The 16,801-nt window shown below is 35.6% G+C and carries 18 protein-coding genes; 15 read left to right on the forward strand and 3 right to left on the reverse strand.

The genetic code is table 11. The annotated features are described in order from the left end of the window. Positions 1–5: 5 nt before the first annotated feature. Positions 6–2,594: a DUF5686 and carboxypeptidase-like regulatory domain-containing protein gene (locus DDD_RS04860; RefSeq protein WP_015361654.1), complete on the reverse strand. Its 2,589-nt coding sequence runs from the start codon at positions 2,592–2,594 to the stop codon at positions 6–8. A gap of 137 nt (positions 2,595–2,731) precedes the next feature. After that, entirely contained in the window at positions 2,732–3,712 is a 981-nt protein-coding gene (locus tag DDD_RS04865; RefSeq protein ID WP_041566937.1) for a pyruvate dehydrogenase complex E1 component subunit beta, read from the reverse strand. Positions 3,713–3,996: 284 nt separating this feature from the next. Between DDD_RS04865 and DDD_RS04870 the strand changes: the two genes are divergently transcribed. From DDD_RS04870 to DDD_RS04925, 12 genes are all read left to right on the forward strand, one after another. Beyond that, entirely contained in the window at positions 3,997–4,743 is a 747-nt protein-coding gene (locus DDD_RS04870; protein ID WP_041566938.1) for an electron transfer flavoprotein subunit beta/FixA family protein, read from the forward strand. Positions 4,744–4,840: 97 nt separating this feature from the next. Next, positions 4,841–5,809: an electron transfer flavoprotein subunit alpha/FixB family protein gene (locus DDD_RS04875; RefSeq protein ID WP_015361658.1), complete on the forward strand. Its 969-nt coding sequence runs from the start codon at positions 4,841–4,843 to the stop codon at positions 5,807–5,809. A gap of 100 nt (positions 5,810–5,909) precedes the next feature. Next, positions 5,910–6,521 (forward strand): bifunctional nuclease family protein, encoded by a 612-nt coding sequence (locus DDD_RS04880; protein WP_015361659.1) that lies wholly within the window; start codon positions 5,910–5,912, stop codon positions 6,519–6,521. A 14-nt stretch (positions 6,522–6,535) separates the two neighbouring features. After that, positions 6,536–8,251, forward strand: coding sequence for a NupC/NupG family nucleoside CNT transporter (locus tag DDD_RS04885; RefSeq protein ID WP_015361660.1), 1,716 nt, complete (start codon positions 6,536–6,538; stop codon positions 8,249–8,251). Positions 8,252–8,330: 79 nt separating this feature from the next. Beyond that, a complete protein-coding gene (locus tag DDD_RS04890) occupies positions 8,331–8,729 on the forward strand; it encodes a hypothetical protein (protein WP_015361661.1) in 399 nt (132 codons plus the stop codon). Positions 8,730–8,885: 156 nt separating this feature from the next. Continuing rightward, positions 8,886–9,710, forward strand: coding sequence for a thymidylate synthase (locus DDD_RS04895; RefSeq protein WP_015361662.1), 825 nt, complete (start codon positions 8,886–8,888; stop codon positions 9,708–9,710). A gap of 8 nt (positions 9,711–9,718) precedes the next feature. Continuing rightward, a complete protein-coding gene (locus DDD_RS04900) occupies positions 9,719–10,378 on the forward strand; it encodes a hypothetical protein (protein WP_015361663.1) in 660 nt (219 codons plus the stop codon). Beyond that, complete coding sequence (locus DDD_RS04905) at positions 10,369–10,923, forward strand: hypothetical protein (RefSeq protein ID WP_041566939.1); 555 nt, start codon at positions 10,369–10,371, stop codon at positions 10,921–10,923. Before DDD_RS04900 ends, DDD_RS04905 begins: the two co-directional genes overlap by 10 nt. A gap of 141 nt (positions 10,924–11,064) precedes the next feature. Next, positions 11,065–11,355: a hypothetical protein gene (locus tag DDD_RS04910; RefSeq protein ID WP_015361665.1), complete on the forward strand. Its 291-nt coding sequence runs from the start codon at positions 11,065–11,067 to the stop codon at positions 11,353–11,355. Between the two features lie 151 nt (positions 11,356–11,506). Next, on the forward strand, positions 11,507–12,676 hold the full coding sequence (gene egtB, locus DDD_RS04915) for an ergothioneine biosynthesis protein EgtB (RefSeq protein WP_015361666.1): 1,170 nt from the start codon (positions 11,507–11,509) through the stop codon (positions 12,674–12,676). Next, a complete protein-coding gene (locus tag DDD_RS04920; RefSeq protein ID WP_015361667.1) occupies positions 12,673–13,635 on the forward strand; it encodes an L-histidine N(alpha)-methyltransferase in 963 nt (320 codons plus the stop codon). The genes egtB and DDD_RS04920 overlap by 4 nt, the downstream gene beginning before the upstream one ends. A 4-nt stretch (positions 13,636–13,639) precedes the next feature. After that, on the forward strand, positions 13,640–13,921 hold the full coding sequence (locus DDD_RS04925; RefSeq protein ID WP_015361668.1) for a DUF427 domain-containing protein: 282 nt from the start codon (positions 13,640–13,642) through the stop codon (positions 13,919–13,921). Between the two features lie 195 nt (positions 13,922–14,116). Here the strand turns inward: DDD_RS04925 and DDD_RS04930 are convergent, their stop codons facing one another. Beyond that, positions 14,117–14,629 carry a DUF5004 domain-containing protein gene (locus tag DDD_RS04930; protein ID WP_041566940.1) on the reverse strand — a complete coding sequence of 171 codons (513 nt, stop codon included), beginning with the start codon at positions 14,627–14,629 and terminating at the stop codon, positions 14,117–14,119. 294 nt (positions 14,630–14,923) lie between these two features. Here DDD_RS04930 and rplM point away from each other — a divergent pair, with 294 nt between their 5' ends. The 3 genes from rplM (at position 14,924) to rpsB (ending at position 16,779) form a co-directional block, all read left to right on the forward strand. Beyond that, positions 14,924–15,379 carry a 50S ribosomal protein L13 gene (rplM, locus tag DDD_RS04935; RefSeq protein ID WP_015361670.1) on the forward strand — a complete coding sequence of 152 codons (456 nt, stop codon included), beginning with the start codon at positions 14,924–14,926 and terminating at the stop codon, positions 15,377–15,379. 1 nt (position 15,380) lies between these two features. Further along, positions 15,381–15,767, forward strand: a complete 387-nt coding sequence (rpsI, locus tag DDD_RS04940) for a 30S ribosomal protein S9 (RefSeq protein WP_015361671.1) — start codon at positions 15,381–15,383, stop codon at positions 15,765–15,767. Between the two features lie 190 nt (positions 15,768–15,957). Further along, positions 15,958–16,779, forward strand: coding sequence for a 30S ribosomal protein S2 (gene rpsB, locus DDD_RS04945; RefSeq protein ID WP_041566941.1), 822 nt, complete (start codon positions 15,958–15,960; stop codon positions 16,777–16,779). Positions 16,780–16,801 lie beyond the last annotated feature (22 nt).

Genomic DNA, 16,801 nt, shown 5'->3' on the forward strand with positions numbered 1-16,801 from the left:
ACGTACTAGAAACTAAAACCAAAACTACCTGTAATCGCCATAGAACGTGCATCTGGCAAGAAATTATAGCCGCCTCTAAAACTCACGTCCAGTCGTAGAATTTTAAAAATATTCCCTATTCCTGCACTGTATTCCCAAAACACATCTTCTGGAGCGAGGTAATTGATGTTTCCTGCATTAAGCGCAATGTTCTCATCGCTTATTTTTCCATACACTGCACGTATTCCTACAAGCTCTCTTAAATTAAGATCGCGCAATCCTGGAATTCTAGAAAATATACGGCCGTTAAAATTATGGTCCAAGTGCATGGTAACATATTCATCAGTTACAAATTCGTAGAAATTGAGCGTATTAAAAGCACCTGTTAAATTAAAGTAAGTCTGGTTACCAGGGACAACATTTAGTAAAGCAAGTGGTACCTCTCCAAAGGTTTTACCGGCTTCCACTCTTGCTGTTAATCTCCCAAAAGGACCTAATTGAAATGGATGACTGTAGTAAAACTGGACTTTATCAAAATTAAAATCACTTTCTAAAAAACCGTCAAAACCCTTAGTATAACTTGCATAAAGAATAGGATATTCACCACTATTGATAAGCGTTCTATCTACTCCATAATTAGAAGTTTTGCGGCCTGGAGTGTAAGTCATGGTTAATGACGCATCGGCTTGTCTTGTTTCTGTAGCGATACCAGTAGGTGAATCAGGATCAAAATAATCCAAACTAAAAATATCTGGAGCACCGCTTTTTATAGTTCGATAACTGGTACCTAATCTAAATTCTAGATTGTATTTGGGTTCAAAACTAATTCCTAATGTTGTCAAATTAATACTGGAAAGACTATTATTATTTCCTGCAGTTATTAGTGAACTTGAAGCCAGACTTCGCCCTAAAACATCATTTGTATTAGTCAAACTGGCACCTAATTGTTCTATATCTCTCCGGTTTCCACCAGATATGGTAAGCCTGCTTTTTTTATCGATCAACCATTTACCTGCAAGACCATATTTAAACTGATTATCTCTAAAACCATAAGCTAGATAACCTTCTAATCGCCATAAATCGTTTGAAGTGAAATAAGTTCTTCCACCCAACCTCACACGCATTCCTTCTACCTGATTAAAACCTAAAAGTCCAAAAACTGGTCCTATATCAAAGTTATCTACCTCATAATATCCTGAGGCAAGAATGGTTCCTATGTTATAAAGACGCTTAAACTTTTTATTAGTTTTGAGCGTGTCCAGCATGGTATAGATTTGCTTCTCGTCTTTATTGAGCTTTTCTAGTCGGTTCTCGTCCCAATATTCCTCACTACGATCATAAATCATAGGATCGTAATCGTTCACTCGGCGCTTATAAAAATCCTCTTCTTTTTTAATGTCAAATTGATAATTATCAAACAACGTGGTGCGTTTACCGTAAATCCCTTTAGATTCTTCTTTTTTGTTAAGCGCAAAATCACTCATGAAGTAATCTCTAGTAATTAAGAAAAGGCTGTCATTTAAGACATCATATTCTTGCTCTATGTAAATTTCTTTTACCCAGTTTACATTGGCGCTTTTAGTAGCTTGTAAATTAATTTCTTTGATCGCATAAGAATCGGCAGCCACCCAGAAATCTCCTTTAAAAGTAAGCTCTCCTTTACGACGTGGATAATAAACTATGTTATACGCCTCTACTCCATCTACCATAGCAGTGTCTCTAAGCACATAATTGTAAGTATCTATTCCAGCTTTACCTACTGGACTCGTAAAACTCTTATCAAAAAACTTTAAGTAACGCTCGTACACGTCAATATCTGCATAGAGGTCTTTTACAAAAGCGATAATGGTTTGATTATCAGAAAAACCAGAGTTCTTATTTGCCTTAATGACTTCTTTTTCTTTATTAGCTTCATTATCTCCATAAACTGATGCCAGCGATTCATTGATAAAAATAGGCAAGTAGGTTTTTCCAGTCACTCGACTGGTGTCAGCATAATTAAAAATGAATTCCATTCCATTAAAAAGCTTGGAATTGATCATGGCACTATCAATTGTATTCATGTCAAATTCTAGTTTCTCATACTTATCGTACTGGTATTGTTTGAACTGAGAAAGACCATTTTTACGCCTATTTTCCCATACTTTGCGTAAGATATCGAGTGCCGGATTGTTCTTTTTAGAAGTTTTACCACTGTAAACGACAACAGCATCAAGCTCTGCTGTGTCCGTGGCGAGTGTTATTTTTAAATCTGTAGAAACTCTGGACTCTAAAGTGATGGTTTGCGTTTTGTATCCTACGAAAGAGAACTCCACCGTTTTGTAGGTTTGGTCCGACTGCAAATAGAATCTTCCATTGTCATTAGAAATCGTTCCTTCGCTGGAATTAGGAAATACGACGTTAGCAAACGGCACTGGATCACCAAATTCGTCATAGATAACTCCACCTACTTTAGTTTGAGCAACTACAGCAGCTGTAAACAAAAAGAAAACAAATAATGATAAATAATTTGCTAATTGATGGTAGGAATCTCGCTTTCGCGAAAGCGGTATATCAATCTGTATATTTTCCATAAAGCTAACTTCTGGAACATTAGTATTAAAATCTCTTTTCATAAGCAAAATGCAAAAATCAAATGTAGGACTACTGGAGTAAATGCTAGTTGTATAACTTTAAAAAAGTTGTGATATTCTTTAAGAAGCAAAAAACCCAGCTTATCGAGCTGGGTTTTAAATTTATATGCGTAAGGTTCTTACTTCTTGTACATCACCTTCTTCACACCTTCTATCACGTCTTTATGATTAGGCAACCACTCTTCAAAAAGCACTGGAGAGTAAGGAGCTGGTGTGTCTTGTGTGTTTATTTTATAAATAGGAGCGTCTAGATAATCAAAAGCTTCTGCTTGAACCATGTGAGAAATCTCAGTAGATACATTTCCAAATGGCCATGCTTCCTCAAGAATAATCAAACGGTTTGTTTTCTTAACCGATTTTAAGATCGCTTCTTTATCATAAGGACGTACTGTTCTCAAATCGATAATTTCACAAGAGATTCCTTCTTTTTCTAACTCGTCTGCAGCTTTGTAGGCTTCTTTTATAATCTTACCAAAAGAAACGATAGTCACATCACTTCCTTCTCTTTTCAACTCTGCAACACCTATAGGAAGTACATATTCATCTTCTGGTACCTCACCTTTATCACCATACATTTGCTCAGACTCCATAAAAATTACTGGGTCGTCATCACGTATTGCTGCCTTAAGTAATCCTTTTGCATCATAAGGATTTGAAGGAACGATTACTTTAAGACCTGGCGTATTTGCAAACCAGTTTTCAAAAGCTTGTGAGTGCGTTGCAGCTAGTTGTCCAGCACTTGCCGTAGGACCACGGAAAACGATAGGACACTTGAACTGTCCACCAGACATCTGACGTATTTTTGCTGCGTTATTGATAATTTGATCAATTCCTACGAGAGAGAAGTTAAAAGTCATGTATTCTACGATGGGACGGTTACCTGTCATGGTAGAGCCTATCGCAACACCAGCAAAACCGAGCTCAGCAATAGGAGTATCAATCACACGCTTAGGACCGAATTCATCTAGCATTCCTTTAGAAGCTTTATAGGCTCCATTATACTCTGCAACCTCTTCACCCATTAGGTAAATAGCCTCGTCGCGTCTCATTTCTTCACTCATCGCCTCGCATATTGCCTCGCGAAATTGTATTGTCTTCATATATTATGTGTGTAGAATAGCATCCAATTATAAGAAACAAAAATAACCTACATATTAATAGGATGCGAAAAAAATTGATTAAAATATCGCTTTTAAATCACGATATCTTTTTAAATCTAAGAACTTTCTGTACTTCTACTCAACTTAAAGCTGGTGCGACATGAAAATGTAATTATTTGATAGATAAAATTTAAACAAAATTTTATTATGCATGCATAGTTTATTATTTGTTTTTTACGTAATTTCGCAAACGATTGAAAAAGAAATTTTAAAGACTTTAAAATATGAAAATATTAGTTTGTATCAGCCATGTGCCAGATACCACTTCAAAAATCAATTTTACTGATAACGATTCTCAATTTGACACAAGCGGTGTGCAATTTGTTATTAATCCTAATGACGAATTTGGTCTTACACGCGCCATGTGGTTTAAAGAAAAACAAGGTGCTAGTGTAGATGTAGTAACTGTAGGCGGTGCTGAGGTAGAACCTACATTAAGAAAAGCACTTGCTATAGGAGCAGACACTGCAATACGAGTAGATACTCCTGCGGTAGATGGCTATCAAGTAGCAAAGCAGTTAAGTGCTGTAGTAAAAGATGGTGGTTATGATCTAGTAATAGCTGGTCGTGAATCTATTGATTATAATGGTGGGATGGTTCCAGGAATGGTAGCGGCTATGACGGGCGCAAGTTTTGTAAACACCTGTATCTCTCTAGAAATAGATGGTAATAATGCTACCGCAATACGTGAGATAGACGGTGGTAAAGAAACTTCTACTGCTACACTTCCACTAGTTATAGGTGGTCAGAAAGGTCTTGTTGAAGAAAGCGACTTAAGAATACCTAACATGCGTGGTATCATGATGGCGCGTAAAAAACCATTAAATGTAGTTCCTGCAACTGATGCAAGTTCAGAAACAAATTCAGTTTCTTTTTCAAAACCAGAACCTAAAGGTGCTGTTACTCTTGTGGAGGCAGATAATCTAGATAAATTAATTGACTTACTTCATAACGAAGCAAAAGCAATTTAAATTTTAGGGATTCATATTAATCTCGCTTTCGCGAAAGCGGAATTACAAATAAAATATTAAGTAAACGTCCAGTTTATGGACGCAAAAAATTAAATATATGTCAGTACTCGTATATACAGAATCAGAAAATGGTAGTTTCAAAAAAACTGCTTATGAAGTAGCCAGCTATGCAAAAGGTGTTGCCGATATGATGGGAACAGACGTTGCTGCAATATCTTTTAATGCAAATGACGCTGGAGATCTAGGAACTTATGGTGTAAACAGATTGCACAATGTAAGCGACTCAAAATTAGATAAATTTAATGCCGCTGCTTATGCAAACGCCATAGCACAAGCTGCAAAGACAGAAGGTGCAAAAGTAGTTGTGATAAGCTCTAGCGCAGACTCTAGATACCTAGGTTCACTAGTTAGTGTACATTTAGAAGCAGGATATGTTTCTAACGTTACAGAGCTGCCTTCTTCTACAGATCCTTTTACTGTAAAAAGAACTGTTTTTACAAACAAAGCATTCTCAAATACAGCTATCACAACAGACGTGAAGTTAGTAGGCTTATCTAAAAACGCTTATGGTCTTAAGGAAAATGCAACAGAATGTGCCGTACAATCTTTTGAGCCATCTTTAACTGATAACGACTTTTCAGTTACAGTTCAATCAGTAGATAAAGCAACTGATAAAGTAACTATTGCAGATGCAGAAGTTGTGGTAAGTGCAGGTCGCGGAATGAAAGGTCCAGAAAACTGGGGCATGATTGAAGAACTAGCAGACGTATTAGGTGCTGCAACAGCATGTTCTAAACCAGTAAGTGATTTAGGATGGAGACCTCATGGAGAACACGTAGGACAAACAGGAAAGCCTGTTGCGTCTAATTTATACATTGCAATAGGTATTTCTGGAGCTATCCAGCATCTTGCTGGTATCAACTCTTCTAAAGTTAAAGTAGTAATTAATACTGATCCTGAAGCACCTTTCTTTAAGGCTGCAGACTACGGTGTTGTAGGAGATGCTTTTGAAGTAGTACCTGCATTAATTGATAAATTAAAAGCGTTTAAAGCTGCAAATGCTTAATTTTCTCTTTAGTTAATTAAGATTTTATTAGATTTAAGGCTGTGCAATAAGAGAAAAACCTCATTTTTGCACAGCTTTTTTTAATCTAAGATTAAAACTCATGAGTCTAAAACGACTTAACATACGCGGAATTTCTTATAGCCAAACTCAAAATGGTGCTTATGCACTTGTTTTAAAGGAGGTAGATGGACCTAGACAGCTTCCTATAGTAATAGGAGCATTTGAGGCGCAAAGTATTGCCATCGCTCTAGAAAAAGAATTGAGTCCACCTAGACCGCTTACTCATGACTTATTTAAAAGCTTTGCACAACGATTTTCTATCGTAGTCAAGCAAGTCATTATTCATAAATTAGTTGATGGTGTTTTTTACAGCAGTTTAATTTGTGAAAGAGACAAAATAGAAGAAATTATCGACGCACGTACTAGTGATGCCATTGCTCTTGCCGTACGTTTCAAAGCACCTGTTTTTACATACGAAAACATACTAGAAGAAGCGGGAATACAACAGCATATTAAACCAGACAAAGAGCTCCAAATGGAAGAGTTTGAAAAGGAGGATATGATTGAAGATTTAATTAGCTCTGCTTCTCAAGATTCTAATGACTACAGTGAATTTTCATTGTCTGACCTTAACAAAATGCTCGGTGAAGCAGTTGCCAATGAAAATTACGAACTTGCCGCTCAAATAAGAGACGAAATATCTAAACGATAACCCTTAACAGAATTATGAATTTCAATATCGCTAGATTTTTCACGCTTGTTGTATTTCTATTTATATCTATAACAACATTCTCCCAAGAAAGTACCGCTATAGAAGGTACGTGGATTATAGACTCTATCAAAAATGATAATACTATATCGACTGCTTCACAGAAGCTGGATAGTATTTCTTTTAAAAATCAAGATTACCGATATTACACTGGGATAGATAGTTTAAACTCTCAAGGAAGGTTTATTCTTCAAGGAGATTTTATCGCTTTATATCCAGATCAAGAAACTCAAGGTTTCAAAAAGTTTGACCTTAAAAAAGTGGCTGGAGATAGCCTAAGTTTAAAAGTTAATGAGTCCACCTATAATTTACTTTTGAGAAAAGAAGTGGTTATTGAAAAAAATGTAGAAATAAAGAACGATTTAGGATTCAGCTTTGAGAGTTTTTACCGTGGGCTTATAGGAATGGTCTTTATTCTTGGATTGTGCTATGTATTAAGTAAAAACAGAAAGAAAATAGACTGGAGACTTGTAATAGTTGGGATCACATTACAAATTGTTTTTGCGATTTCAGTGCTCAAATTTGAAAGTGTCGCTTATGTTTTTGATTCCATTTCTACAGGTGTCGTAAGATTTCTAGCAGTAAGTGAAGCTGGAGCAGAATTTGTTTTTGGTAATTTAATTGACGTAAAAGGTAGTTGGGGTTATGTATTTGCATTTAAAGTACTTCCTACGATCATCTTCTTTTCAGCATTTACGTCGTTATTATATTATTTAGGGATTCTTCAAAAAGTAGTTTATGTACTTGCATGGATCATGAGTAAAACCATGAGGTTAAGTGGTGCAGAATCTTTAGCTGCGGCAGCAAACATCTTTATCGGTCAGACTGAAGCTCCTCTTGTGGTCAAACCTTATCTCGAAAAAATGACCAAATCAGAGATTCTATGCCTTATGGTAGGTGGAATGGCCACAATTGCTGGTGGAGTTCTTGCTGCATTTATAGGTTTCTTAGGAGGAGAAAGTGAAGCACAGCAAATACTTTTTACCAAGCATTTACTTACCGCTTCTATTATGAGTGCTCCAGCAGCAATTGTTATTGCCAAAATGCTTTTTCCTGAAGAAGATAAAACTAAAATTGACCGTTCTTTAAAAGTATCCAAGGATAAAATAGGATCCAACATTCTGGACGCCATTTCACGTGGTACGACAGACGGATTGAAACTTGCCGTTAATGTAGGAGCTATGCTTTTAGTATTTACAGCACTTATTGCTGTTGTAAATTTTGGACTTAAGGATTTGATAGGAGAATACACTGGACTTAACGCGATTATAGAGTCTTCTAGTAACGGTAGGTACGATGGTTTTTCTATGCAATACATTTTAGGAAATCTTTTTGCTCCTATCGCGTGGATCATAGGCGTGCATGCAGATGACATTGTTCTGGTCGGGCAACTACTAGGGGAAAAAACTATCCTTAATGAGTTTATTGCCTACGGCTCCTTAAAAGACTTAAAAGAAGCTGGAAAAATAGCACATCCTAAATCCATTATTATTGCCACCTACGCATTATGTGGTTTTGCAAATTTTGCATCTATAGGAATTCAAATAGGTGGAATAGGAGTATTAGCACCAGGCCAACGTAAAACTCTAGCCGCTTTTGGGATTAAAGCGCTTATAGGAGGAACTTGCGCTGCTTTACTTACTGCAACCATTGCTGGTATGCTTTTCGGCTAAAAAAAGATTTTTTCTAATTTATTCTTGAAAAAATAAGCTACTTTTAATCAGATTTTGATAAAATATTAGAATTTACCTTTTGAAAACTGCCAACTACAATACACATTACCGTTATCCTTTCGGTGACATTTATTGCTATGATCACTATGTCATAGGGAAAATAAGTTCTGGTGTCTTTGTAAACAATGAAATAGCAAAGCGTATTCTCACTGATATTAACAAACATTACGGAAAACAAAAGTTTGTTTTTGTTTCTAATCGAGAATTTGAAAACAAGATTGATCTATCGGTTTATAAATTGATAGACGCAAAGACTATGGTAGGAATTGCAGTAGTTGGGACTACGAATGAGCAAAAGGTGCAAGCAGCATCTGAGCAGTCTATATACAGTGGTTCTTTTAGTTATTTCAACAATTTAGAAAGTGCTATTGCTTGGGCAGAGTCTTTTGCTAAAGATGTTTCCAATTTTAAGAACTAGTTAATAAAAGTTAGTTTTTTCATCTGATTTCTTTCCTCTTTACAATAAGTTTTTAAGTATTTTGCTATGCTTGTAATCTCATAAATTATAAGTTTTCAAAATCCATTTGTAATTCCGCTTTCGCGAAAGCGAGATCGCATCAACAGCTTTAAAGACATGAAACAGTACCAAGATTTACTTCAAGATATTTTAGATAATGGCGTAGATAAAGGCGATCGTACTGGAACTGGAACACGCAGTCTCTTTGGTCATCAAATGCGGTTTGATCTTCAAAAAGGTTTCCCGCTTGTCACTACTAAAAAAGTGCACCTCAAATCCATTATTCATGAGCTGCTGTGGTTATTATCTGGCGACACTAACATTAAGTATCTTAAAGATAATAATGTGCGTATATGGAATGAATGGGCAGATGAGAACGGTGATTTAGGTCCTGTATATGGACATCAATGGCGCAACTGGGATAGCCAAGGGATAGATCAAATAAAAAATGTGATCGATACTCTTAAAACTAATCCCAACAGTCGTCGCATGATGGTGACCGCATGGAATCCTAGTGTAATGCCAGATACCAGCAAGAGCTTTTCGGAAAATGTTGCCAATGGCAAAGCCGCATTACCTCCATGTCACGCGTTCTTTCAGTTTTACGTTGCAAACAACAAACTAAGCTGTCAGCTTTATCAACGCAGTGCCGATGTTTTTCTAGGAGTACCATTTAATATAGCAAGCTATGCGTTACTCACGATGATGGTCGCTCAGGTTTGCAATCTAGAATATGGAGATTTTATTCACAGCTTTGGAGATGTTCACATCTATAACAATTTAAGAGAACAAGTGGAATTGCAACTTACAAGAGCGCCTCGAGATTTACCTACCATGAAAATTAATCCTGAGATCAAGGATATTTTTGCCTTTAAGTACGAAGACTTTACTTTAGAAAATTACAATCCGCATCCTGCGATTAAAGGTATTGTAGCTGTTTAAAATATTCTATGAGAATAACAATCATCATTTTTTTATTGAGTGTAAGTTCTGTCTTCTCACAGGAAAATATTTTTAATAACTATCGCCTTGTAGATACCACTCAATATAAAACTACAAGAGCTTTGTTCTTGCACGACTTAACGCTAAAAGAGTCGCACAATGAAGGTAAGGTTATTTTAGAATGGAAAAACCAGCGTAATATCACCTTCCATCTAATAGAAATGCGTGACCCTACTACTGGCGAACTTATTTATAGACAAAAGCATTATACTAACATTGCTGAGTTTCCTAAAGAAGGTGATTTCACCATCTATCCGCTTTTTAAAAAGCAAAAAGGAGAACCTGTATCGATTAATTATGAAGATGCTGCAAAGCGCAATTTTGAACCGATTTCTTCAGATAGTTACTTCACATTTCTGGAAAAACAGTCAGAACTAAATGAACGAAAGGCAAATGCCGCTGCTGCTAGAAAAAAACAAGAGGCTGCGCAGAAAGAATATGAAAATGCGAGAGCAAACCGCATCACTCCTAAGGTGGTAATTCTTATAGGCGCACTATTCTTCTTTGCCTTTGTCATTGTTTTTACTATTTGGTTAGTTCGTTATTTAACAAAGCCTAAAGAATCAGAGCACTACTTGAACAGAGACCGTAGGAAACGATGGGATTAAAAAGAGCTGTTTTGAGCTTCTTATTTATACACTGTACCGCAACTATCCTTGCTCAGAATAACGTAGTTGACAGTACATTGTTGAAAACCAAACCCTTGTTTGGACTCAAAAAAATAGACTCTATAAGAAATGCTTATTACCTACCGTGGAAATTCATTGACACGATAGACTATCCTTCTAGATACCTTACCAAAGTAGAAAACATAGAGCTAGAAATTAAGGATCAAAACACCGCTGTATTGAGCTGGGATCATCATAAAACTATAGACTCTTTCCTTGTAGAGATGAGATATGATTTGAATAAACAACTATTTCATCGCAAAATCTATCACAAGTCTTCAATCCTAGTGCCACGCGGCCAGCTGTATACAATTTATCCTTTTTACAAAAATAAACTAGGTAAACTTGCACCTGCTAAGAATGAAACCATCGCTTTGAAAAAAGATGCTTACGAGGGCTTTTGGAATTTTCTTGCCTCAATATCACTTTTTTTGACCTTAGGTATGGGCATTTATCACTTCATAGAAAAAAGAAAGAGTAAGTAATCACTTGTTTTCTAGACTAATGGAACAATATTACACCGGTTTATATGTTTAATAGATAAGGTTATAGTCATGTTATATAAACTAGCACAGTAAACTTAATTGTCTAATAAGCTTAAATATCTCTTCATAAATCCCTAAATTATGAGCACAAAATCTAACACTTATAAAACAGAAAAAGAACTTCTTTATCTAGTGAAATTTGATGAAATAGAGGTAATAAAGGACAAAACAGATCGCAAAATGCGTCGGCTTCAATTATTCAGAGGCATGCAATTAGGGAATCTTTATAAAAGCAAAGTAATGATTACTTTTAAAGACTCCTTAGATAATTTGCTTGTGATAAACACCACCATTTGGGGACTTACACAACAAGCTATTATTCTCAAAAAAGGAGTTACCATTCCTATTCATAGTATACTTAAAGTAGATTAATTCCTAGGCTTACCTGTTACAATCAAGTCTTAATACCACTATATATTTCATATGCTTACAGTAGCCTATTTTAAACACAAGGATTCTTTTTAATATGAGATTAACGCTTTCGCGAAAGCGAAATAGATAAAAAGATCATAACTTTGAGAAAATGATGACCATAAAAAATCTTCTCGACCTCTTTTCTCAAACACGCGCAGATTCAGAAAAAATCTGCCAGCCTTTACAAACAGAAGATTATGTAGTACAACCTATAGTAGATGTCTCGCCACCTAAATGGCATTTAGGTCACACTACCTGGTTTTTCGAAGAATTTTTATTAGACCCATATTTTCCTGATTATAAAAGATTTCATAAACAATATGCTTATGTATTTAATAGCTATTATGAAAGTGTAGGTAAAAGAGTAGTGCGCACAGATCGAGGAAATCTTTCAAGACCTAGTGTTCAAGAAATTTATGAATACAGGAAGTACGTAACTCAACACATGGAAGAGCTGATTTCAAACCATTGGAACACAGAATGGAATCCAGTCCTAGAAATAGGAATTCATCATGAAAAACAGCATCAAGAATTACTTTTAACAGACATAAAATTCATTCTGGGAAATAATCCTTTGCAGCCTATTTATGGAGAAATTACCGATGAAGTTCTCATAGAAAATACTCAAAAAGAATTCATAGAGATAAAAGAAGGTATTTATCATATAGGCCATGAATTAGAAGAATTTTGTTATGATAATGAGCAACCTAAACATCGTGTTTTCTTAGAACCGTATGCTATTGCAAATAGGCTTGTTACAAACGGTGAATGGATAGAATTCATCAACGATGGAGGCTATTCAAATAGCTTATTGTGGCATACCGAAGGATGGGATTGGGTAAAAAAGAATGGTATCAACTCACCTATGTATTGGTTTAAAAATCAAAATGAAGAGTGGTCGCATTACTTATTAAGCGGTGCCAAAAAAATAAATACAAAAGCAGCTGTAACGCATATTTCTTATTACGAAGCATTTGCATTTGCACAGTGGAAAGAGCTGCGCTTGCCTACTGAGTTTGAATGGGAAGCTGCACAATCAAAAATCAATCACGGGAGTAGATGGGAATGGACTGAAAGCGCCTATTTACCTTATCCTAATTATAAAAAACCAGACGGCGCACTAGGTGAGTACAATGGTAAATTTATGGTCAATCAAAAAGTACTGCGTGGTAGCTCTATCGCTACAGCAGCAAATCATGCGCGACCTACATATAGAAACTTTTTTCACGCGCCATTAAGGTGGCAATTTACAAGCTTGCGTCTTGCCAAATCATTATGACTAAAACAGAAACCTTCCGAAAGGAATTTGAAAATCACGTAACAGAAGGTCTTACCGCATTTCCTAAATTTTTAAGTTCTAAATATATATACGATGATCGTGGGGACAAATTGTTCCAAGATATTATGGCATTACCAGAATATTACCTCACAAATGCCGAATATAACATCATCAAAACCTACAAGTCCCAACTCAAAGAGCTTTTTGAAAATGACAAGGGTTTTGATCTTATAGAATTAGGCGCTGGTGACGGTAAAAAGACTAAAATACTTCTTGAGGAATTAGTTAATAGCAATGTGGACTTTACCTATATCCCTATAGACATCAGCCAGAATGCGATCGATCAACTTACTGATTCTTTAACTACATTCTTACCCAACTTAAATGTTCAAGGCGAGCAAGGAACTTATTTTAAAGTACTAGAGAAAATTGCAACCTATAATCAAAGACCTAAAGCGATTATAGTCTTAGGGTCAAACATAGGCAACTTGCAGCATGAAAATGCTATCAATTTTCTAAATCAAATCCAACAAAGCATGTCCTCAACAGACTTTTTGTTTATGGGCTTTGATCAAAAGAAAGATCCGCTTACGATTCAAAATGCTTATGCTGATAAAACAGGAGTAACTCAAGAATTTAATCGCAACCTTTTGCATCGCTTAAATAAAGAAATGAATGCTAATTTTAATGTGAACCTTTTTGAACATTGGGAAGCATACGATCCAGAATCTGGGACAGCAAAAAGTTATTTGTTTGCAACCGAAGAGTGCGATGTGTTTATTGAGAAATTAAACCTTAAAGTACATTTCAATAAATGGGAAACGATACATACTGAAATCTCTCAGAAATATGACGACTTAATAGTAGAATGGCTTGCAAAAGAATCTGGACTTGAGATAGGTCAAATTTTTGAAGATCAAGAAAAGTTATTCAAAAACTATTTATTTAAAAAAATATAAGACTATGAAAGCAATCTGGAATAATCAAGTAATCGCAGAAAGTAATGATACCAAAGTTGTAGAAAACAACCACTATTTTCCTGCTGATAGTATTAAAAAAGAATTTTTCACAAATAGTGAGACAAAATCTAATTGCCCTTGGAAAGGAATAGCAAGTTATTATTCTATTGAAGTAAACGGTTCTCAAAACAAAGACGCTGCGTGGTACTATCCTGACACAAAACATGCAGCAAAAGAAATAGAGGGACATGTTGCATTTTGGAAAGGTGTGGAAGTAACTGAATAACGATCTATTAATTTTAAAAACCTTCACGTAAAATTCACTTTTGGCGTACAGCTTAGGAGTAAAACATATACCAAAATTGGAACGACATCTTAAATATTAGAAACTAAAAAATCCAACACTATTGTAATCAACTTTATAGTAATGTTGGATTTATTATATGTAATGAATCCACAAATTATTATAAGTGCAACGTTCCTAAATTCTAGTATAAACAGCTACTAAGGAAGTAATATTTCCAGCTGGCGTTCCTGCTCTACCATTTATATAGCGATTCAAATCTGCATCACTTACTGTAAATTCTATAGTAGTAGGAGTTACCGTTAATTGAATATTTTCTGTTACGGTACCACCATTAACATTTGCCGTTACCATTAATAAATTTGAAGCGTCTATCGTGTAAGTTCCTGTTTGCACGCTTGTCGGGCAAGATAAAACGTTCATAGCATCAAATTCTGGCTCTGCAACTGTTGCAGTAAAATCACCATTGGCCATAAAACTAATATCCATATTTGAGAAACAAGTCGCTTCATTAAGTAACTGCGTCTGACTTACACCATCTTGATCAAAATCTACGGCAGTATCAGCAACTAGAGATGTGAGCACATAATTACCTGTAATTGTAGACATCGTGGTGTTCGTATTTGAAGCATCTTTTTCACAACTAGCCACTATAAAGAGTAAAGCTAGTAAACCAATATATTTTTTCATCATTTTAATTTTGGCATAAAGATAAATAAAATATATTATTGCCTGATTTCAAACAAGTTTCCACTCTGTTAATGGAAATTATTGTGATCTCGCTTTCGCGAAAGCGGACTTAAAACAATCCTTATTTTTACAATTAAAATATAGATTATTTGTGCCCGTTAAAATATTAAGAGAGAGATGGAAACAAAATTTATATAAAAATAAAAAAGCCGCTTGTCATTCTAAATTAAAAGATTACATTTGCAGCCCGATTTTAGTTAGTAAAATCAGACAAAGAATTAAAACTATTTCAAGGTGAATACTTTAAGTTACAAAACAGTTTCAGCAAATAGCGCAACAGTAAACAAAGAATGGGTACTGATAGACGCTGCTGAACAGCCACTAGGTCGTATGTCTTCAATAGCTGCAAAGTTTTTGAGAGGTAAATACAAGACTAATTTTACTCCACACGTAGATTGTGGTGATAATGTAATTATCATAAATGCTGACAAAGTAACGTTAAGCGGTAATAAGTGGAGTGAGAAAACATATATAAGACACACTGGCTATCCAGGTGGACAGCGTAGTCTTACTGCAAACGAGCTTTTTGCAAAAGACCCAACTCGTGTAGTTGAGCGTGCTGTAAAAGGAATGTTGCCTAAGAATAAATTAGGAAGCGCTATTTATCGCAACCTAAAAGTGTATTCAGGTTCAGAACATGGTCATGAAGCACAACAACCTAAAACCATTAATCTTAACGAGGTAAAGTAATATGGAAACATTACACAAAATAGGTAGAAGAAAAACTGCCGTTGCCCGTGTTTACCTTTCAGAAGGTAAAGGTGAAGTAACAATTAACAAGAAAGAGCTTACTGACTATTTCACAACTGGAACATTACAGTATAAAGTAAAGCAACCATTTGCTTTAACAAACACTACTGATACTTACGATGTAAGAGCAAGTGTAAATGGTGGTGGAATTACTGGACAGGCTGAGGCGATACGTCTAGCTATTTCTAGAGCTCTAGTTGCTATAGATGAAGAAAATCGTCTTGCATTGAAGCCAGAAGGACTTATGACTCGTGACCCAAGAATGGTTGAGCGTAAGAAATTTGGTCAAAAGAAAGCGAGAAAGAAATTCCAATTCTCAAAGCGTTAATATCACATTATTATCATTCCCGTCTCGATGCATTTCAAGACGGGATTTGTTCTTTTTTTATTTATATTAATTTGCTGTCACGCCTGGTTGCCGCCAGAGCTCAGTTTAGCATCTAAATAGTGGAGGCGATTAAGTAGGATTACTTATGACCACTTCATTATTGCTATCGACAGAACGTAAACTAACAATTATGGCAAATACTTCAGATGTCAAGTCACTACTTGACGCAGGTGTCCACTTCGGTCACTTAACTCGTAAATGGGATCCTAACATGGCTCCTTACATTTATATGGAACGTAACGGGATCCATATTATCAATCTTTATAAAACAGCTGCAAAGCTGGATGAGGCTACTCAAGCATTACGCAAGATCGCTGCATCTGGTCGTAAGGTTCTTTTTGTTGCTACAAAAAAGCAAGCAAAAGATATCGTTGCTCAGTATGCTAGTGAAGCAAACATGCCTTACATCACAGAAAGATGGCCTGGTGGAATGCTTACTAACTTTGTAACTATACGTAAAGCGGTAAAGAAAATGGCTACTGTAGACCGTATGAAAAAAGATGGTCGTTATGAAACTCTTTCTAAGAAAGAACGTCTTCAAGTAGACCGTATGCGTGCAAAATTAGAAAAGAACTTAGGTTCTATTACTGATATGACACGTATGCCAGCAGCTCTTTTTATTGTAGATACAGTACGTGAGCACATTGCTGTAAAAGAAGCTTTAAAATTAGGAATCCCTATTTTTGCAATGGCTGATACAAATTCTAATCCTCGTGTTATAGATTTTGTAATCCCTTCTAATGATGATGCTTCAAAATCTATTGAAATTATCGTAAAAGCTGCTACTGACTCTATAATTGCTGGTACTGAAGATCGCAAATCTGAAAAGAATGCTGAAGATCAATTAAAAGCAAAAGAGAAAGAAGAAAAAGAAGCTGCAAAAGCTGAAGCTAAAGCTCAGAAAGAAGAAGCTAAAAAAGCTAAAGCAACTGTAAAAGACGAAGAAGAATAAATTAACAACACTAGGTAACTAG

Source organism: Nonlabens dokdonensis DSW-6 (assembly GCF_000332115.1).
GTDB classification, from domain to species: domain Bacteria; phylum Bacteroidota; class Bacteroidia; order Flavobacteriales; family Flavobacteriaceae; genus Nonlabens; species Nonlabens dokdonensis.

Excerpts from the sequence above, each read along its gene's own strand:
- rpsI (WP_015361671.1), top strand. The coding sequence starts at position 15,381 with ATGGAAACATTACACAAAATAGGTAGAAGAAAAACTGCCGTTGCCCGT.
- DDD_RS04895 (WP_015361662.1), top strand. The coding sequence starts at position 8,886 with ATGAAACAGTACCAAGATTTACTTCAAGATATTTTAGATAATGGCGTA.
- DDD_RS04920 (WP_015361667.1), top strand. The coding sequence starts at position 12,673 with ATGACTAAAACAGAAACCTTCCGAAAGGAATTTGAAAATCACGTAACA.
- DDD_RS04925 (WP_015361668.1), top strand. The coding sequence starts at position 13,640 with ATGAAAGCAATCTGGAATAATCAAGTAATCGCAGAAAGTAATGATACC.
- DDD_RS04905 (WP_041566939.1), top strand. The coding sequence starts at position 10,369 with ATGGGATTAAAAAGAGCTGTTTTGAGCTTCTTATTTATACACTGTACC.
- rpsB (WP_041566941.1), top strand. The coding sequence starts at position 15,958 with ATGGCAAATACTTCAGATGTCAAGTCACTACTTGACGCAGGTGTCCAC.
- DDD_RS04880 (WP_015361659.1), top strand. The coding sequence starts at position 5,910 with ATGAGTCTAAAACGACTTAACATACGCGGAATTTCTTATAGCCAAACT.
- DDD_RS04900 (WP_015361663.1), top strand. The coding sequence starts at position 9,719 with ATGAGAATAACAATCATCATTTTTTTATTGAGTGTAAGTTCTGTCTTC.
- egtB (WP_015361666.1), top strand. The coding sequence starts at position 11,507 with ATGATGACCATAAAAAATCTTCTCGACCTCTTTTCTCAAACACGCGCA.
- DDD_RS04910 (WP_015361665.1), top strand. The coding sequence starts at position 11,065 with ATGAGCACAAAATCTAACACTTATAAAACAGAAAAAGAACTTCTTTAT.
- DDD_RS04870 (WP_041566938.1), top strand. The coding sequence starts at position 3,997 with ATGAAAATATTAGTTTGTATCAGCCATGTGCCAGATACCACTTCAAAA.
- DDD_RS04860 (WP_015361654.1), bottom strand. The coding sequence starts at position 2,594 with ATGAAAAGAGATTTTAATACTAATGTTCCAGAAGTTAGCTTTATGGAA.
- DDD_RS04875 (WP_015361658.1), top strand. The coding sequence starts at position 4,841 with ATGTCAGTACTCGTATATACAGAATCAGAAAATGGTAGTTTCAAAAAA.
- DDD_RS04865 (WP_041566937.1), bottom strand. The coding sequence starts at position 3,712 with ATGAAGACAATACAATTTCGCGAGGCAATATGCGAGGCGATGAGTGAA.
- DDD_RS04930 (WP_041566940.1), bottom strand. The coding sequence starts at position 14,629 with ATGAAAAAATATATTGGTTTACTAGCTTTACTCTTTATAGTGGCTAGT.
- DDD_RS04885 (WP_015361660.1), top strand. The coding sequence starts at position 6,536 with ATGAATTTCAATATCGCTAGATTTTTCACGCTTGTTGTATTTCTATTT.